Annotated in this window: 17 protein-coding genes; 10 read left to right on the plus strand and 7 right to left on the minus strand. The window is 67.7% G+C overall.

Annotated features, from left to right (window positions below; genetic code table 11):
• On the plus strand, positions 1-990 hold the full coding sequence (locus AWC18_RS12140) for a TerC/Alx family metal homeostasis membrane protein (protein WP_082961066.1): 990 nt from the start codon (positions 1-3) through the stop codon (positions 988-990).
• Here the strand turns inward: AWC18_RS12140 and AWC18_RS12145 are convergent.
• Positions 979-1,416: a nitroreductase/quinone reductase family protein gene (locus AWC18_RS12145; protein WP_085138893.1), complete on the minus strand. Its 438-nt coding sequence runs from the start codon at positions 1,414-1,416 to the stop codon at positions 979-981. The two genes, AWC18_RS12140 and AWC18_RS12145, sit on opposite strands and share 12 nt — an antisense overlap.
• A gap of 113 nt (positions 1,417-1,529) precedes the next feature.
• On the opposite strand from AWC18_RS12145, the gene AWC18_RS12150 reads away from it, so the two are divergent.
• A complete protein-coding gene (locus AWC18_RS12150) occupies positions 1,530-2,207 on the plus strand; it encodes a TetR/AcrR family transcriptional regulator (protein ID WP_109470344.1) in 678 nt (225 codons plus the stop codon).
• Between the two features lie 29 nt (positions 2,208-2,236).
• Here the strand turns inward: AWC18_RS12150 and AWC18_RS12155 are convergent, their stop codons facing one another.
• Entirely contained in the window at positions 2,237-2,725 is a 489-nt protein-coding gene (locus tag AWC18_RS12155) for an inorganic diphosphatase (RefSeq protein WP_064997683.1), read from the minus strand.
• Positions 2,726-2,805: 80 nt separating this feature from the next.
• Between AWC18_RS12155 and dacB the strand changes: the two genes are divergently transcribed.
• From dacB to AWC18_RS12190, 7 genes are all read left to right on the plus strand, one after another.
• Positions 2,806-4,182, plus strand: coding sequence for a D-alanyl-D-alanine carboxypeptidase/D-alanyl-D-alanine endopeptidase (gene dacB, locus AWC18_RS12160; protein WP_085138894.1), 1,377 nt, complete (start codon positions 2,806-2,808; stop codon positions 4,180-4,182).
• Complete coding sequence (locus AWC18_RS12165; protein WP_064997681.1) at positions 4,179-5,210, plus strand: Rv3626c family coenzyme F420 biosynthesis-associated protein; 1,032 nt, start codon at positions 4,179-4,181, stop codon at positions 5,208-5,210. The genes dacB and AWC18_RS12165 overlap by 4 nt, the downstream gene beginning before the upstream one ends.
• Positions 5,189-6,151, plus strand: coding sequence for a tRNA lysidine(34) synthetase TilS (tilS, locus tag AWC18_RS12170; protein WP_064997680.1), 963 nt, complete (start codon positions 5,189-5,191; stop codon positions 6,149-6,151). Before AWC18_RS12165 ends, tilS begins: the two co-directional genes overlap by 22 nt.
• Positions 6,152-6,210: 59 nt before the next feature.
• A complete protein-coding gene (gene hpt, locus AWC18_RS12175) occupies positions 6,211-6,807 on the plus strand; it encodes a hypoxanthine phosphoribosyltransferase (RefSeq protein ID WP_420093334.1) in 597 nt (198 codons plus the stop codon).
• A gap of 182 nt (positions 6,808-6,989) precedes the next feature.
• Positions 6,990-8,651: a circularly permuted type 2 ATP-grasp protein gene (locus tag AWC18_RS12180; RefSeq protein WP_420093335.1), complete on the plus strand. Its 1,662-nt coding sequence runs from the start codon at positions 6,990-6,992 to the stop codon at positions 8,649-8,651.
• Entirely contained in the window at positions 8,651-9,640 is a 990-nt protein-coding gene (locus tag AWC18_RS12185) for an alpha-E domain-containing protein (protein ID WP_109470343.1), read from the plus strand. Before AWC18_RS12180 ends, AWC18_RS12185 begins: the two co-directional genes overlap by 1 nt.
• Positions 9,640-10,488: a transglutaminase family protein gene (locus AWC18_RS12190; RefSeq protein WP_064997677.1), complete on the plus strand. Its 849-nt coding sequence runs from the start codon at positions 9,640-9,642 to the stop codon at positions 10,486-10,488. Before AWC18_RS12185 ends, AWC18_RS12190 begins: the two co-directional genes overlap by 1 nt.
• A 6-nt stretch (positions 10,489-10,494) precedes the next feature.
• On the opposite strand, the gene AWC18_RS12195 is transcribed toward AWC18_RS12190, so the two are convergent.
• On the minus strand, positions 10,495-11,961 hold the full coding sequence (locus tag AWC18_RS12195) for an HNH endonuclease signature motif containing protein (protein WP_085138896.1): 1,467 nt from the start codon (positions 11,959-11,961) through the stop codon (positions 10,495-10,497).
• A 55-nt stretch (positions 11,962-12,016) separates the two neighbouring features.
• Positions 12,017-12,760 (minus strand): SIMPL domain-containing protein, encoded by a 744-nt coding sequence (locus AWC18_RS12200; protein ID WP_085138897.1) that lies wholly within the window; start codon positions 12,758-12,760, stop codon positions 12,017-12,019.
• A gap of 65 nt (positions 12,761-12,825) precedes the next feature.
• Here AWC18_RS12200 and AWC18_RS12205 point away from each other — a divergent pair, with 65 nt between their 5' ends.
• On the plus strand, positions 12,826-13,680 hold the full coding sequence (locus AWC18_RS12205) for an SCO6745 family protein (protein WP_085138942.1): 855 nt from the start codon (positions 12,826-12,828) through the stop codon (positions 13,678-13,680).
• Here AWC18_RS12205 and AWC18_RS12210 read toward each other — a convergent pair.
• From AWC18_RS12210 to AWC18_RS12220, 3 genes are read right to left on the minus strand one after another with little or no spacing between them, the layout of a single operon-like run.
• A complete protein-coding gene (locus tag AWC18_RS12210; protein WP_085138898.1) occupies positions 13,670-14,686 on the minus strand; it encodes a zinc-binding dehydrogenase in 1,017 nt (338 codons plus the stop codon). The two genes, AWC18_RS12205 and AWC18_RS12210, sit on opposite strands and share 11 nt — an antisense overlap.
• Positions 14,686-15,891 (minus strand): LLM class flavin-dependent oxidoreductase, encoded by a 1,206-nt coding sequence (locus AWC18_RS12215; protein WP_085138899.1) that lies wholly within the window; start codon positions 15,889-15,891, stop codon positions 14,686-14,688. Before AWC18_RS12215 ends, AWC18_RS12210 begins: the two co-directional genes overlap by 1 nt.
• Positions 15,888-16,862, minus strand: a complete 975-nt coding sequence (locus tag AWC18_RS12220; RefSeq protein ID WP_109470342.1) for an alpha/beta fold hydrolase — start codon at positions 16,860-16,862, stop codon at positions 15,888-15,890. Before AWC18_RS12220 ends, AWC18_RS12215 begins: the two co-directional genes overlap by 4 nt.
• Positions 16,863-16,912 lie beyond the last annotated feature (50 nt).

The raw sequence follows: 16,912 nt of genomic DNA on the forward strand, positions 1-16,912 counted from the left end.
TTGGACCCGTCGAGGCTGGAATGGCTGCTGACTTTCGCGGGACTGGGCGCGGTGCTCGGATTCGACCTGCTCGTCATCGGCCGGCGGGTGCGCGAGCCGTCGATCCGCGAGGTCGCGGGATGGCTGACGTTCTACCTCGGCCTGGCGGTGGCGTTCGGTGTCTGGGTGTGGCACTTTCACGGGGCGAAGTACGGCATGCAGTTCTATGCCGGCTGGCTGACCGAGTACAGCCTGTCCGTGGACAACCTGTTCGTGTTCGTGATCATCATGAACAGCTTCAACGTGCCCAAGAAGTACCGGCAGGAGGCGCTGTTCGTCGGCATCGTGATGGCGTTGTCGTTCCGGGCGGTGTTCATCGCGCTCGGCGCGGTTGCGGTGCAGCGGCTGTCCTGGACGTTCTACGTGTTCGGTGCGTTCATGGCCTACACCGCGATCAAACTGCTCCGCCACGACGACCCCACCGGCGAGGGCGATGGCGAGGGCGGCAACAACTTCATCGTGCGGTTTGCGCGCACGCACTTCAACGCCACCGATCGCTGGGCCGGCGTGCGGTTCTTCGTCCGGGACAGCTCCGGCGCGTGGGCTGTCACGCCCATGTTCCTGGTCGGATTGGCGCTGGGAACCACCGACGTGGTGTTCGCGATGGACTCGATTCCGGCCATCTACGGACTGACGCGCCAGCCCTACCTGGTGTTCACCGCCAATGTGTTCGCCCTGATGGGGTTGCGTCAGCTCTACTTCATTCTCGGCAAGCTGCTGAGCCGGTTCGTGTATCTGTCCCAGGGGCTGGCAGTGATCCTGGGGTTCATCGGGGTACGGATGGTGCTGCACGCACTGCGCACCAACGAGCTGTGGTTCATCAACTCCGGTCAGCCGATCAATGTCCAGGAGATCCCCACCCCGGTCAGTCTGGGGGTGGTGGTCGGGGTGCTGGCCCTGACGACGGTGGCCAGCCTGTACCGGACCCGCGGGACGTCCTCAGCGCAGTGAGAAGACCGGGAACGACGACGCCGCGGCCCGCAGTTCGTCGTCGCTGGAACCCGGCGTCAGCCCGGCCACGTAGCCCTTGACCTGCCAATACCACCGTTGCAGGTAGCGCCGTAGCACCTCCGGCTTGTCGTCGTCGGACAGCTCGGTGGCCCGAGCCGGCCTAGGACGCCACCGCGGCCCGACCTCGATCTCGCCGGCTGCGCGCACGTTGCGAACCCACTCGGTGGTGCCGCGCGGCGCCACCAGGTAGTCCACCCCGTCCACGGTCAGCAGGTTGATCACGACGCCGCGGCGCTTGCCGCTCTTGCGGCCGCGCACGGAGATGGCGCGGGTGCCGGCAATGCTGATGCCCGCCTCGGCCAGCGTGCGGATCACCGCATTGGCGAATCGGGCAGCGGCATTGGGTCGGTCATATCCGGCGGCCATGGGGTCTCCCTCTGTTCACGATTTCGAGAGCAGTGCTCTCGTATTGCTGTGATCGTGACACATCGCGATCGTCAAAACAAGAGCAGTGCTCTCATATGTGCCAGACTGCTGCCATGGGCAAACGGCAGGAGTCGCGGGAACGCATCGAGGCTCAGATCATCGAGGTAGGGCGGCGTCACCTGCGTGCCCACGGGGCGGCCGGGTTGTCGCTGCGCGCGGTCGCCCGCGAGGTGGGCATGGTGTCCTCGGCGGTGTACCGGTACGTGGGCAGTCGCGACGAGTTGATCACCCTGCTGCTGGTCGACGCCTACAACGATCTGGCCGACTCGGTGGCCGAGGCCCGCGTGCCGGGGCCGTGGAGCGAGGACATCGTGGTGATCGCCCATGCGGTGCGGACCTGGGCATTGGCGCGTCCGGCCGAATGGGCACTGCTCTACGGCAGTCCGGTACCCGGTTATCACGCACCGGCCGAGCGGACCGTGGGCCCGGGCACCCGGGTTGTCGCTGCGTTGTTCGAGGCGATCGCAGTGGGCATGGCAGCCGGCGACATCGGGGTGGGGAAAGACGGCGCAGCGCAACCGCTGTCGGCAGACTTTCAGCGCGTGCGCGACGAGTTCGGCTTCCCCGGCGACGATGCCGTCGTCGCCAAATGCTTCCTACTGTGGGCAGCCCTGGTGGGCGCGGTCAGCCTGGAGGTGTTCGGCGGATACGGCGAAGACACCCTGTCGGCGCCGCGAGACGTGTTCGACGTCCAGCTCACACTGCTGCTGGACGTACTGCGACAGCCGTAACCGCCGGATTGACGCGGCGGTCGGGCGGATCAGTGACCGGAGGTCTTGAACCGCTCGATCGACCGGGTGATCTCGGCCTCGGCTTCGGCACGGCCCACCCAGTCGGCGGCCTTGACGAACTTGCCCGGCTCCAGATCCTTGTAGTGCACGAAGAAGTGCTTGATGGCGTCCAGCTCGTAGTCGGGCACGTCGCCGATGTCCTGGATGTGGTCCCACCGGTGGTCACCGGCCGGCACGCACAGCACCTTGGCGTCGCCGCCGGCTTCGTCGGTCATCTGGAACATTCCGACCGGACGCGCCTCGACCAGCACGCCGGGGAACACCGACTGAGGCAGCAGCACCATGGCGTCCAGCGGGTCGCCGTCCTCGCCGAGGGTGTCCTCGATAAACCCGTAGTCGGTGGGGTAGCCCATCGGCGTGTACAGGTAGCGGTCGAGCTTGACCCGCCCGGTGGCGTGGTCGACCTCGTACTTGTTGCGCTGGCCCTTGGGGATTTCGATGGTCACGTCGAATTGCACCGGGACAGTCTAGAGCGGCCCGGATACACGCCGGGACTCCGCCCGTCCGGCACAATTGCGCCTGAGAAGGCAGGAGAGACATGCAACCCACTCGGTGGCGGCACGGCAGCGCCCATCTGGGTATCGCGGCCGCGGTGCTGGCGCTGGCCGCCGCGGTGGTGGTCATCGCCGTCGTTGCGCTCCCGGACGAATCCGGCGCGGGCGCGCGTGTCGTGGCTGCGGCGCCGGTGGCGACCGCCAACCCCGGGGTGGTTCCGGTCTCCGACGACGCCCCGGCACCGGCGGGCAGGGCGCTGGCTGCGGCCTTGGCCCCGGCGCTGGCCGACCCGAATCTGGGCCGCCTCACCGGCCGGATCACCGATGCGTTGACCGGCAAGGCGCTGTGGACCCAGCAGGAAGACCTGCCCATGCAGCCGGCGTCGACCAACAAGGTGCTCACCGCGGCGGCGGCCCTGCTGGCGCTGGATCGGGAGGCCCGGGTCACCACCCGGGTGACGGCGGGTGATCAGCCCGGCGTGGTGGTACTGGTGGGCGGCGGTGACCCCACGTTGTCGACGGCCGAGGCGGGTCAGGAGACCTGGTATCGCGAAGCCGCACGCCTCAGCGATCTGGCCGATCAGGTTCGCCGCAGCGGGGTGAGCGTCACCGAGGTTCAGGTCGACACCTCGGCCTTCACCGGCCCGACCATGGCCCAGGGCTGGGACGTCGAGGACATCGACGGAGGCGACATCGCCCCGATCGAGGCGGTGATGGTCGACGGCGGCCGCGTCCAGCCGACCACCGTCGAGTCCCGGCGATCCACCACGCCTGCCCTGGATGCCGGACGGGCCCTGGCCGCGATGCTGGGCGTCGACCCGGACCGGGTGAGCATCGCGACCTCGTCGGTGACCGGGCGCGAGCTCGGAGCGGTCCGATCGGCACCGCTGGTGGTCCGCCTCGGCGAGATGATGAACGCCTCGGACAACGTGATGGCCGAATCCATCGGCCGCGAGGTGGCTGCGGCGATGGGGCGGCCCCGCTCGTTCGCCGGTGCGGTCGACGCGGTGACCAACCGGCTGGCCACCGCCCACATCGCGGTCAGTGGAGCCGCCCTGCAGGACTGCAGCGGGCTGTCGGTCGACGACCGGTTGTCGGCCCGGACCCTCGATGCGGTGGTGCAGGCGGCTGCTGGACCGGACCTGCCCGAGTTGCGTCCGCTGCTGGACATGTTGCCGGTTGCCGGCGGCAGCGGCACGCTCTCCGAGCGGTTCCTCAACCCCAAGACCGGGCGCGGTGCGGCCGGTTGGCTGCGGGCCAAGACCGGTTCGCTGACCCGCACCAACGCGCTGGCCGGCATCGTCACCGACCGCGACCAGCGGGTGCTGACGTTCGCATTCATCTCCAACGACGCTGGGCCCACCGGGCGGACGGCGATCGACGCGCTGGCCGCGGTCCTGCGAACCTGCGGCTGCGGATGAGCGCATCCGACGTCGGCAGCGCGGTGGACTTCGGGTTCGCCGCGACGGTCGGTGGCTGGCTGGCGCGCCCCGCGCCGCCGATGACCGACTACACGCGCCGCCAGGTGATCGAGGAACTGCACGCCAGTGCCCGCGCCGCAGAGCCCCTGGTCCGCGAGGTCACCGGCCTCGGCGAGGACGGCCCGGTCCCCGAAGCCCGCGTGGTCGACCGGCCGCAGTGGATCGCCGCGGCCGCCGAATCCATGCGGGTGATGATGGGCGCGTCCGAGCGGCCCGCCGGCTTCCTCACCAGCCGGCTGACCGGGGCGCAGACCGGCGCGGTGCTGGCGTTCGTCTCCTCGGGCATCCTCGGCCAATACGACCCGTTCTGTATCGGCGGTGGCGCACTGCTGCTGGTCTATCCCAACGTGATCGCCATCGAGCGCCAGTTGCAGGTGACGCCGGCAGACTTCCGGCTGTGGGTGTGCCTGCACGAGGTGACGCATCGCGTGCAGTTCAGCGTCAATCCGTGGCTGGCCGGCTACATGTCGGAGGCGCTGGCAGTCCTGACCGGTGACAGCAGCCCGGACCTGGGCCACATGGTGGGCCGGCTGGCCGACTATCTGCGGGGGCGCCAGGACGCCGAGTCGCCGGGTCCGTCGGGAGTCCTGGGTCTGGTGCGAGCGGTGCAGTCCGAGGAGCAGCGCACCGCCCTGGACCAGTTGCTGATGCTGGGCACGCTGCTCGAAGGCCACGCCGATCACGTGATGGACGCGGTCGGGCCGCGGGCGGTGCCGTCGGTGGTGACCATTCGAAGTCGTTTCGAGGAACGCCGTCAGCGCAGCCAACCGCCGCTGCAACGACTGCTGCGTGCGTTGCTGGGCCTGGACGCCAAGCTGAGCCAGTACACCCGAGGCAAGGCCTTCGTCGACGCAGTGGTCGGCCGCGTCGGAATGGACCGGTTCAACGCGGTGTGGTCTGGTCCGCAGACCCTGCCGCTGCCCGCCGAGATCGAAGAGCCGCAGCGGTGGATCGACCGGGTGCTGTAGCTGCGCTGCGCTCCGCGCTGACGGCGTTCGCCGATCAGTGTCTGCCGCAGGGGGCAGGCTGGGCGGTCGCGCTGTCCGGTGGGCCGGATTCGCTGGCGCTGACCGCGGTAGCCGCCCGGGCGCGGCCCACGACCGCGCTGATCATCGACCATGGCCTGCAGGACGGTTCGGCTCACGTGGCCGAGACCGCCCGACGTCAGGCACTCGAACTGGGATGCATTGACGCGCAGGTCATTCCGGTGACCGTTGGAGTTCAGGGCGGTCCAGAGGCCGCCGCACGCAGCGCGCGTTATGCCGCACTGGCGCAGGCCCGCGGCCAAGACCCGGTGTTGCTGGGCCACACACTCGACGATCAGGCCGAAACGGTGCTGCTCGGGCTGGGCCGCGGTTCGGGACCCAGGTCGATGGCCGGGATGCGGCCATACGACCCACCCTGGTGCCGGCCGCTGCTGGGGGTGCGACGCACCGTGACCGCACAGGCCTGCGCAGAGCTGGGCCTGACCCCGTGGCTCGACCCGCACAACGGTGACGATCGCTTCACCCGGGTACGGCTGCGTGCCGAAGTGCTGCCGCTGTTGGAGGACGTGCTGGGCGGCGGGGTGGCCGAAGCCCTGGCCCGGACCGCGACCGCACTGCGGGAGAACACCGAGCTCATCGACGCCCTGGCCGAGCAGGCGCTGCCCGGCGCCACCGCCGGCGCCGCGTTGGACGCCTCGGCGCTGGCGGCCCTGGCGGGCCCGGTCCGCCTGGCGGTGATCCGCCGCTGGCTGATCGACGGCGGCGGCCGCGGCCTCACCGACCTGCAGATTCGCGCGGTGGACCGGCTGGTGACCGCATGGCGCGGGCAGGGCGGTGTGGCGATCGGATCGGACCTGCGGGGACAGCGGCTGTTCGCCGTTCGAGGCGACGGCCTGCTGCGGCTGCGCAGCGAGCCGGTCTGAGTCTTGAGCGCGTATTTCCTCCGCCGCAGTTGGTTGTCGAACTCTCGCCATGGCACGCTGTGCTGGTGGCTGCGATCTTGCCGGGGAAGAAACCCGAGTTGTACGCGGGTGACATCAGATCGGTCCTGCTGACCGAGGAACAGATCCGGACCCGCACCGCCGAACTCGCAGAGCAGATCACCGCCGAGTACGCCGAGGGCCGTGCCGAGAACGGCGACCTGGTGCTGATCACCGTGCTCAAGGGCGCGGTGTTGTTCGTCACCGATCTGGCCCGGGCCATTCCGCTGCCCACCCAGTTCGAGTTCATGGCAGTCAGCTCCTACGGTTCGTCGACGTCGTCGTCGGGGGTGGTGCGCATCCTCAAGGACCTCGACCGCGACATCAGCGACCGCGACGTCCTGATCGTCGAAGACGTCGTCGACTCCGGTCTGACCCTGTCGTGGCTGTTGCGCAATCTGGCCGCCCGCAAGCCCCGGTCCCTGCGGGTGTGCACGCTGCTGCGCAAACCCGACGCACTGGTCGCCGGCGTCGACATCGCCTACGTGGGCTTCGACATCTCGAACGACTTCGTCGTCGGCTACGGACTGGACTACGCCGAGCGCTACCGTGACCTGCCCTACATCGGCACCCTGGACCCGCGGGTCTATCAGGGCTGAGTGTCGATTTCTCATCGGCACAACCGGTTCTCCGATACGGTCAGCAGCACCTGGCAAACCCTGAACGGCCCGACGCGACAGCGTGCCGATAAGATCTCGGACTACACGCCAACGATGCCGCGGTCAGAGTTCCGGGCTGCCCCGCTAGCGGGTCTGTAACAGGATCGGTAGGTGTGAAGGCTGTGTCAGCATCAACGCGAAATGGCAGGGCCCGTAGGGGTAAGTCGATCTTCTCGGGTTATCAGCGGTCCGACACCAGCTACAGCGCCAGCTTCGACGAGATGTTCGACGACAAGGGCAACCCGAGGGCCGCATATCGGGGCATTCACAACGCGTTGGCTCCCGCCGACAATGAGGAGCTGCAGGCCCGGGTCGATGCGCTGGGCCGCGCGTTCATTGAGCAGGGGGTCACCTTCTCGCTGTCCGGGAAGGAGCGGCCCTTTCCTCTTGATCTTGTGCCACGGGTGATTTCGGCGACCGAGTGGACCAAACTGGAACGCGGTATCGCGCAGCGGGTTCGAGCCCTCGAGTGCTTCCTGGCCGACGTCTACGGCGATCAGGAGATCTTGCGCGACGGGGTCGTCCCCAAGCGATTGGTCACCTCTTGCGCCCACTTCCACCGGCAGGCCGCCGGCATCAAGCCGCCGAACGGGGTGCGTATCCACGTCGCGGGAATCGATCTGGTGCGCGATGATCAGGGCGAATTCCGGGTGCTTGAGGACAATCTACGGTCTCCGTCGGGTGTGTCGTATGTGATGGAGAACCGTCGCACGATGGCCCGGGTGTTTCCGGACCTGTTCGCCACCCACCGGGTGCGGCAGGTCGGTGATTACGCCACCCACCTGTTGCGGGCGCTGCGGGCGGCCGCGGCCTCCAACGAGGCCGACCCGACGGTGGTGGTGATGACCCCCGGGGCCTCGAACTCCGCCTATTTCGAGCACTCGCTGCTGGCCCGTCAGATGGGCGTGGAGCTGGTAGAGGGACGAGATCTGTTCTGCCGCGACAACTTCGTGTACATGAGCACCACCGAGGGTGAGCAGCGCGTCGACGTGATCTATCGCCGTATCGACGACGACTTTTTGGATCCGCTCCAGTTCCGGCCTGATTCGGTGCTCGGGGTGCCCGGGCTGGTCAACGCGGCCCGCGCGGGCAACGTGGTGATCAGTAGTGCGGTGGGCAACGGGGTGGGCGATGACAAGCTCATCTACACCTACGTGCCGCAGATCATCAGGTACTACTTGGGCGAGAAGCCGATCCTCGCCAACGTCGACACGCTGCGCTGTTGGGTGGAGGCCGAATGTGAGGAGGTCTTGGATCGAATCGAGGAATTGGTGATCAAGCCCGTCGAGGGATCCGGCGGGTACGGGATCGTCTTCGGGCCGCAGGCAACTCGCCAGGAACTCAACGCGCTGGCCAAGAAGATCAAGGCAAACCCGCGGGACTGGATCGCGCAGCCGGTGGTGCAGCTGTCCACGGTTCCCACCAAGGTGGGCGATCGACTGGCGCCCCGCCACGTTGACCTTCGCCCCTTCGCGGTCAACGACGGCGAAGACGTCTGGGTGTTGCCCGGTGGTCTTACCCGGGTGGCGCTGACGGAGGGATCCATGGTGGTGAACTCGAGCCAGGGCGGCGGGTCCAAGGACACTTGGGTTTTGGCACCGCGCAGAGCGGACAAGGAACATGAGCTGTCCGGTGACCAGCTGGTGCGGCGCCAAGATCTGCCGACCGACAACACCGCCGATCAGGGTCCGGGGCTGCCTGGAGGCGACCTGCAGGTCCAGCAGCAGCAACAGCAGCAACAGCAACAGCAGCAAGCGTTCGCCGAAGGCGGTGACCTCCGATGATGCTGGCCCGCAATGCCGAATCGTTGTTCTGGATCGGCCGCTATGTCGAGCGGGCCGACGACACCGCGCGAATCCTCGATGTGGCGGTGCACCAGCTGCTTGAAGACGCCACGGTAGACCCCGACCGTACCTGCCGCCTGGTGATGCAGGTGTTGGGACTGGACCCGCCCGATGTCGGGCAGACCCAGACCGTATGGAAGTTGATTGAGCGGGTGGCGTACGCGGGTTCAGGCTCGGGATCGATTGCCGACAGCATCGCCCGAGCGCGTGAAAACGCCCGCGGTGCACGAGAAGTCACGTCCAGCGAGATGTGGGAGTGCCTGAACACCACGTTCAACGGCTTGACCGAGGCCGAACGGGCCGCTCGGCGGGTGGGTCCCCATGAATACCTGGCGTACGTGAAGAACCGGTCGGCGATGTTCGCCGGCCTGGCGGATGCCACCTTGAGCCGTGACGACGGCTACCGCTTCCTTCTGTTGGGACGGTCGGTCGAGCGAGTCGACATGACCGTGCGGATGTTGCTGTCGCGGGCCGGTGATCGGTCCGGGTCGCCGGCCTGGGTGACGGTGCTGCGGTCGGCCGGTGCCCATGACACCTACATGCGGACCTATCGCGGGGCTCTCGATGCGAACCGGGTGGTGGAGTTCTTGTTGCTGGATAGGTTGTTTCCCCGCTCGGTCTTCCATGCGATCACGCTCGCCGAGCAGTGCCTGATCGCGCTCGACAGCCGTAACGACAGTCGCGTCGGGGCCCGGGCAGAAGCGCAGCGTCTGATCGGGCGGGCGCGCAGCGCGCTGGAATTCATGCCACCGGGACTGCTTCTGGAAGACCTGCGGGACAGGCTGATCGGCCTGCAGGAGACGTGCAAGGACGTAACCGAAGCGGTGACCCAGCAGTATTTCCATGTGACCCCGTATGTCTCATGGACCGGGGCAGGAGCTAGTGGAAGCCGAGACTACGACGGCCGATATGTTGTGGAGGGCGACTGATGGGTTGGCGACTGCGAGTAGTGCACGCGACCGGGTTCGCCTATAACGCGCCGGTCACCTCGTCATATAACGAAACGCGTCTGACGCCCCGCAGCGACAATCGGCAGAATGTGATCTCCAGCCGGGTGGAAACGGCTCCCGCGACTCGGGTGTACCGCTATGTCGACTATTGGGGAACTTCGGTGGCGGCGTTCGATCTTCATGCGCCCCATGAAGAATTGGAGGTGTCCTGCACGTCGGTGGTGGAGACCGAGTCCGACATCTATCCCGAGGATGCCGAACCGGTGGACTGGGATGACCTGGCCGGCGAATACGTGGTGGACCGATTCAACGAATTGCTCACCCACACCGCATATGTGCCGCGCAATCGGACATTGACCGCCACCGCCCGGCGGTTGACCAAGGGGCTTGCGCCCCGGGAAGCCGTTAAAGCGGTCTGTTCCTGGGTCTATTCGGAGATGAAGTACGTGCCCGGGACCACCGGGGTGCACAGCTCGGCGGTAGATGCCTGGACCGAAAGGAAGGGCGTCTGCCAGGACTACGCCCACCTCACCTTGGTGTTGCTGCGCAGTGTGGGGATCCCGTCGCGTTACGTGTCGGGCTATCTGCATCCCAAGGCCGACGGTGAGGTCGGGGCAACCGTAGTGGGGGAGAGTCACGCGTGGATCGAAGCCTGGACCGGGGCATGGTGGGGCTATGACCCGACCAATGACACGCCGATCACCGAGCGGCATGTGTCGGTCGGGGTTGGCCGAGACTATTCCGACGTGCCGCCGCTGAAGGGCACCTACATCGGCGGCAAGGCAACGGATTTGGATGTGGTGGTGGAGATCACCCGACTGGCCTGAAACCCGTTAGAAGGGCGGCGGTTCCTCGTCAGTATTGGCGGGGGCCACGGCCGGGAACCAGGTGGCTTGGCGGGCGGCGCGACGGGCTTCACGGGCCTTGCGATTCTGGCTGCGCTCGGCCGCGACGTAGCGGGCGTGATCAGCGGCGCGGGTGCGAGTCCGTTGCGGTACTCGCAGCGTCCGGTCATGGTCGGCTGCGCACCGAGGTCCGCTCGGTCGGACGACCACCTCTCCGGTGGGGACACACAGTTGCGGAAACAACAGTGCGCTGCCCGCGGTGGTGACATAGGTGTGCCCGGAGGGGGCACGCCAGATCACCGTGCCATCCGGTAGCTGTTGGTCGGTCCAGCGCAGGAACGTTTTCACCAGATGATGTTGGCGGCACAGGGCTTTGAGGTTGGAGGCATGGGTGAGCCCACCATCGGCGTAGGGCACCGTATGGTCCAGATCGCAGTCGATGGCCGGTTTGTCGCAGCCGGGGAAGCGACACGTGAGGTCGCGGCAGCGTACGAAGTCCGCCAGGGCTCGCGACGGGACGTAGCCCCGCTCGGGTGCGTATTCGGTGGGAGACCGCAGCGGCTGCAGCCGGGCGGTGCGCGCCAATTCAGCCAGCAGCTCGGCGGGGATCAGGGCGTCGTCACCGATGAGACTGCCCGGCGTCTGACTGCTCCCATCCAGGCTGGCCTGTTCGGCGATGACATGAATGACCACGGGCTTGGCGGAGGGCTTGCCTGCCGCGGGGCATTCCCGGCGCGCGCAACCACAATCCAGCCGGTCCGCCCCGGCGGCGAGTGCACCCAGGGCGTCGGCGCGGCGCTGCTGGCGAGTCCGCGGATCCAGCTCACACACGGTGGCGACCAGCGCGTCGAGCCGGGCGTCAAGGATCCGGGCGTCCGGGGTCAGCAGGCGCCCGTAGAGTTCACTGACGCCATGGCCGGTGTCGGTGATGACCACCTCCCGGCTGGCTTGGCTGCGCCGGATCTGCCGTACCGCGTCACGATCCGCCAGCGCCACGATCTTGTCGACATAGCCGGCTAACCGGCCCTGGGACAACGACGACCACCGTGCCACCTTGGCCGCCAGCACGGTATCGACCCGGGCCAAGACGTCGGGATCGGTGATCAGATCGGTGCGAAACACCACGGACTGAAACATCCAATAGTCGATGTTGCCGGCGACCAGCAGAGCGCCGCACTGCGGCAATCGATCCCGCATCGCCCGCGCATAGCGCACGAAGCTGGCAGCCAGCGCCTCGGTGACGTTCAGTGCGGCGGCCACTTCGGCCGCAACCGCCACGAAGGTGTCGGTCACCCACTGCTCATTGGCGGCGTGCTGGCGAGCCCGCAGGCTGTCCAATTCCCCGATCGCTGCCAACCGTTGCCCGGCGGCCTGATTCTGCAGCCTGCTCGAGGCGCAGATGCGATCCACCAATGCTGACGACTCTGTCGTCGTGGACCACGCCCGTTCGAACATAGTTTCGATAGTACGTGGACCCTCCGACAAGAAGGCCGATCAGCAGGTCAGTGAACTAATTCAGTTCCCAGACCGCCGTCACCGTGAAGCTCACGGTCTGCTGACCGGGCTCCACCGGGGGAGCGGCGGCCATGGCGCGAGGCAACGGCATCCCCCCGACCGGAGTGGGTGGCGTCCCGTCGGCGACCTCGGAGATCGAGATCACCTGGCCGAGTCGCAGACCCGACAACTGGGCGTACTGCTCGGCGCGGTCCTTGGCGTCGTTGAAGGCCCGCTCCCGGGCGTCGCGGACCAGCTCCGAATCGTCGTCGATGGAGTAGCTGACTCCATTGATCCGGGTGGCGTCCCCGCCGGCTCGCACGATCACCGCCAGTACCTGGGATGCGGAGTCGCGCTCGACCTTGACCCGGATGGTGTTGCCGGCCCGGTAACCGATGATGTTCGCCGAACCGCCGTCGGAACTGCCGTACTGGGGCTGCAGGCTGACCTGCGTGGTGCTGATGTCCTTGCGTTTGACGCCGGCGTCCACCAGGGCGTCGATCACTGCTTGTTGGCGCTCGCTGGTCTGGTTCATCGCGCTGGTGACGTCCGCGGCGACGAACTCGATGCCCGCCTCGGTGGTCAGCGTGTCCGGCACGCCCTGGACCTCACCGTTGCCCACCACAGTCACCTGGCGCCCGATCTCCGACCCGCCGCCGTCCGGCGCGGCATCACAGCCGGCCATCACGAGGGCGGCCATGCCGGCCAGCGCCAGCGATGTCGACCAGCGGAGAACCACCCGGGCACTGTGTGTCGGCATGAGTGGCACCTTATCGGAGTCGACGCGCGCACCGGCGGAAAAGTCCCATGCGGCACACTGAGGCGATGACCACTGCGCCGTCGCGAGCACTGTCCAGCGCCATCGAGCCGTTCGCCGGTCAGGTGTACTTCTCCCCCGAGTGTCATCGTGGGTACGCGGCACTGGGTTTCGGTGGCAGTCCAGCGACCGCCGACGGGGTCGAAATGCCGGACGGGCCAGCGTACTTCTGCAGCCGGGGATCCGCGCTGGGGCAGGCACCCGGCGAAGTGATCGCCGCGACGTTCGCGGTGTTCAACCCGGCGGTGGTCGTCCCCGCCGTCGACTACGGCTGGAAGCTGACCAACGCGACAGCCATCCGGGCGGCGCGAACCGAGGGTGCGGTGGCCCAACTGCGCCGGGTGTTGGGTGCGGCCCCAGCCGGCCTTGACCGCGTGGTGGAACTGCTGCGCCGTGCCGTGGACGGTCTCTCGGTGGCGGGTAAGCCGCTGTTCGCCGGGGTGGTGGCCGACGGGCTGGTGGGCGAGCCGCTGACCGACGCCTGGCTGCTGACTGACCGACTTCGTGAATTCCGCGGCGACGCGCACGTGAACGCCTGGGTTGCGGCGGGATTCGACGCTGTCGAGATCGGCCTGATCACCGAGCTGTACCGCGGGTACCCGCCGCGTACCTACGTCCGGTCGCGGGCATGGAGCGATGACGAACTGACTGCCGGCGAGGAGCGGCTGGCCGAGCGTGGCCTGGCGCGTGACGGGGTGCTCAGCGAGGCCGGACGCGATGCTCGCGAGGCCGTCGAGACGGCAACAGATGCGGCATGTGCCCCGATCGTCACCCGCCTCGGCGACGGCCTGGGGGAGCTGGTCGAGCGGGTCGGCGGCTGGTCGAAGCAGCTGGTCGACGCCGGTGCGTTCCCTAAGGCGTGACCAGGATCTTGCAGTGCCGGTCGGGGTCGGACAATTCGTCGAAAGCCCTACCCACGCCGTCGAGTCCGACTTCACCGGTGATCAGCGGGGCCACGTCGATGCGGCCCTCGGAGATGGCCCGCAGTGACGCGGCGAACTCCGCGGGCTCGTAGGCGAACACGAACTGCACGCTGATCTCTTTGGCGATGCCGTAGAACGGGTGCACGGTGTCGGATTCCATGCACACGCCGGCCACCACCAGCCGACTGCGTACCGGTGCCCGTCGCAGCACGTCATCGATGATGCCCGGCACGCCGACGGCCTCGAATATCACCGTGGGGGTGACGGCGTCGAACGGCGACCCCTGGGCGGGGTCGAGGGTGCGATGTGCGCCCATCGTGGTCGCAAGTTCCCGCCGTACGGACGAATAGTCCGCGGCCACAATGTCTTCCGCGCCGGCGTTTCGCAGGGCCGCGATGATCGCCATCCCGATCGGTCCGCACCCCAGCACCAGCGCCGTCTCGCCGGGCGCGATGCCGGATTTGTTGACCGCATGCAGTCCCACGGCCATCGGCTCGGTCAAAGCGGCGTGGCGGGGATCCAGCCCGTTGGGGATGGGCACCAGCAGCGGAGCCGACAGCAGCATCTTCTCCGCGTAGCCTCCCAACGTGGTGTTGGAGTAGACGATCGGCTCAACACCCTTGGCGGCCAACAAGACCGGGATCGAGGTGACCGGCGTTCCGGCGGCAAACGTGTCGGTTCCCGGGCCGGCTTCGAGCACCGTTGCGCTGAACTCGTGACCCATGTAGATATCGGCGTCCAGATCGACCGACGCCCCTGCGGAGGGGCTGCCCGACATGGCCTGCGTAGCGGCCAGCACCTGCTCGCCGTGCGAGGCGAAATGCAGGTCGGATCCGCATATTCCGCAGGCGGTCACCGCGACGAGCACTTGACCCGGACCAGGCGTCGGCTCCGGCACGTCGTCGCGGTAGATCATCCGCCCGTCGCGCAGCACCGCCGCGCGCATCAGGACGAACTGTTCGTTTCGGCGGAGGCCGACTCGGTCACGTGCTCGACGACGGCGTTCTTGATCGCTTCGCCGGCTCGGCCGAACAGTGTGTCGCGCATGCCGCGAGCCCATTCGTGTGATGCCTTGGGTGCGGTGAGTTGGCCTTTGAAGTGTGGAATCACCTTGCGGGCCAACAGCTCGTAGCTGTGATACGTAGCCTCCGGGGAGGCCCAGTCGTGGCCCAGGAACAGCAGGGTGCCGAACCCGCCGGAACGCTCCAGCAAGTCGGTGATGTGTTCGATCGCATCGTCGGGAGTTCCGATACAGCAGCTTCCAGCCGCGGCATAGGCCTCGACGAACTCGGTCGGCGTCTGCGGCGATCCTTCGACTTCGCTGGCCAGCGGTACGAAACCGGCCGCGCCGAAGTAGTTCGCGAAGTCCTGCAGTCCATAGGTGCAGTCGGCCACCGCCTGCTCGCGGGTGTCGGCGATGTGCATGATGCTCAGCACCCGCCAGTCATTGCGATCCGGTTCGTCGCGGCCGGCCTTGGCGGCCTGATCGCGCACCACCTCCCAGGTGTTCTCCAGTGCGGCGAACCCGCCCGGCACCGACATCGACAGGGACAACAGCGAGGTGCCCAGCGCGCCGGCCAGCCGTGGACCGGACGGGGAAATCATGGCGGCCGCAGAGACTTCCGGGTATGGCCAGGTGTATGGACGAATGTGCAGGGCGGCGTCGCGCAGGGTGAACCAGTCCGAATGGCGGGTGATCAACTCGCCCGGTTCCGCCCTGAACAGCGCCAGGATCGCCTCGAGGGACTCCTGCATCATCCGGCGCTGCTCGACGGGGTCGATGCCCATCATGTGCGCATCGGTGGGCAGCGCGCCCGGTCCCGCGCCGAACATCACCCGGCCGCGGGTCAGGTGATCCAGCAACACCCACCGGTCGGCCACCATCAGCGGGTGGTGATAGGGCAGCGAAACCACGCCGGTGCCCAGCCGGATGTGCTTGGTGCGTTCGGCAGCGGCGGCGATGAACACCTCGGGGCAGGCGATCAGCTCGTAGCCGCCCGAATGATGTTCTCCGAACCAGGCTTCGTCGAAGCCCAGCCGGTCCAGCGCGACGACGCGCTCCAGGTCGTATTCCAGTGCGACCGTCGGTGATTGACCCAGCGCGTGAAACGGCGTGATGAAAACCCCGAAGCGCAGCGGCCGGGCGGTCACGACGCGGCTCCCGCCGGCAGGCCCGCCAGGAACTCCAGCAGAACCGTGTTGACCTCGTCGGGCCGCTCCTGCTGCAGCCAGTGGCCGGCGCCGTCGATGATCACCTCGCGGTAGGGGCCGGTCACCAGTTCGGTGGCGCGGTCACGGCGGGTGAAGGTCAGCACCGGGTCGGCGGACCCAGCGATGAACAGGGTCGGAACATCGATGGTGGGGGCGGATGGATTGGCCATGATCTCCCAGTTGCGGTCGAGGTTGCGGTACCAGTTGAGCCCGCCGGTGAATCCGGTTCGGGTGAACTCTGCGATGTAGTGGTCAAGCTCGTCGGCGCTGATCCAGTCCGGACGTGCCGTCGGCTCGGCCAGCCGGTCGATGAAGCCCATCGGCCCGGGGGCCGTCATCAGCAATGCCGACTCGTGGTCGTCGGGACTGAGGCTGCCCATCATCCGGCGCATGGTGCGGGCGGGGTCGGAATCCAGTTCCGCGTCGGCTACGCCCGGCTCCTGGAAATAGAGCATGTAGAAAAAGTTCTCGCCGAAGATATTGCGGAAGGCCTGCGTCGGAGGGGCCTGCGGGCGGGGCACCGGCGGCACGCTGAGCCCCACGACGCCGGCCACCCGGTCGGGATGCAGCTGCGCGGCGCTCCACACCACCGGCCCGCCCCAGTCGTGGCCGATCCAGATCGCGCGCTGGGCGCCCACGTCGTCCAGCAGGCCGACCAGGTCAGCCGTGAGCGAGGCGATGTCGTAGGCCGCAATCTCCTCCGGTCGCGACGAGCCGCCGTATCCGCGCTGATCGGGCGCCAATACGTGGAATCCCGCGGCGGCCAGGGCCGGGATCTGATGGCGCCAGGAAAACGCCAATTCCGGGAATCCGTGAGCCAGCAACACCACCGGGGCGCCACGCTCGCCCGCTTCGGTGACCCGCAGGGTCACGCCGTTGGTGTCGACGAATCGTTGAGTTGCTCGTTCGATTACGGGAGCCACCGTCACACCAAAGCACAAACGGGCCGCGATCGAACAGG

Source organism: Mycolicibacter nonchromogenicus (assembly GCF_002101775.1).
Classification (GTDB): Bacteria; Actinomycetota; Actinomycetes; order Mycobacteriales; family Mycobacteriaceae; genus Mycobacterium; species Mycobacterium nonchromogenicum.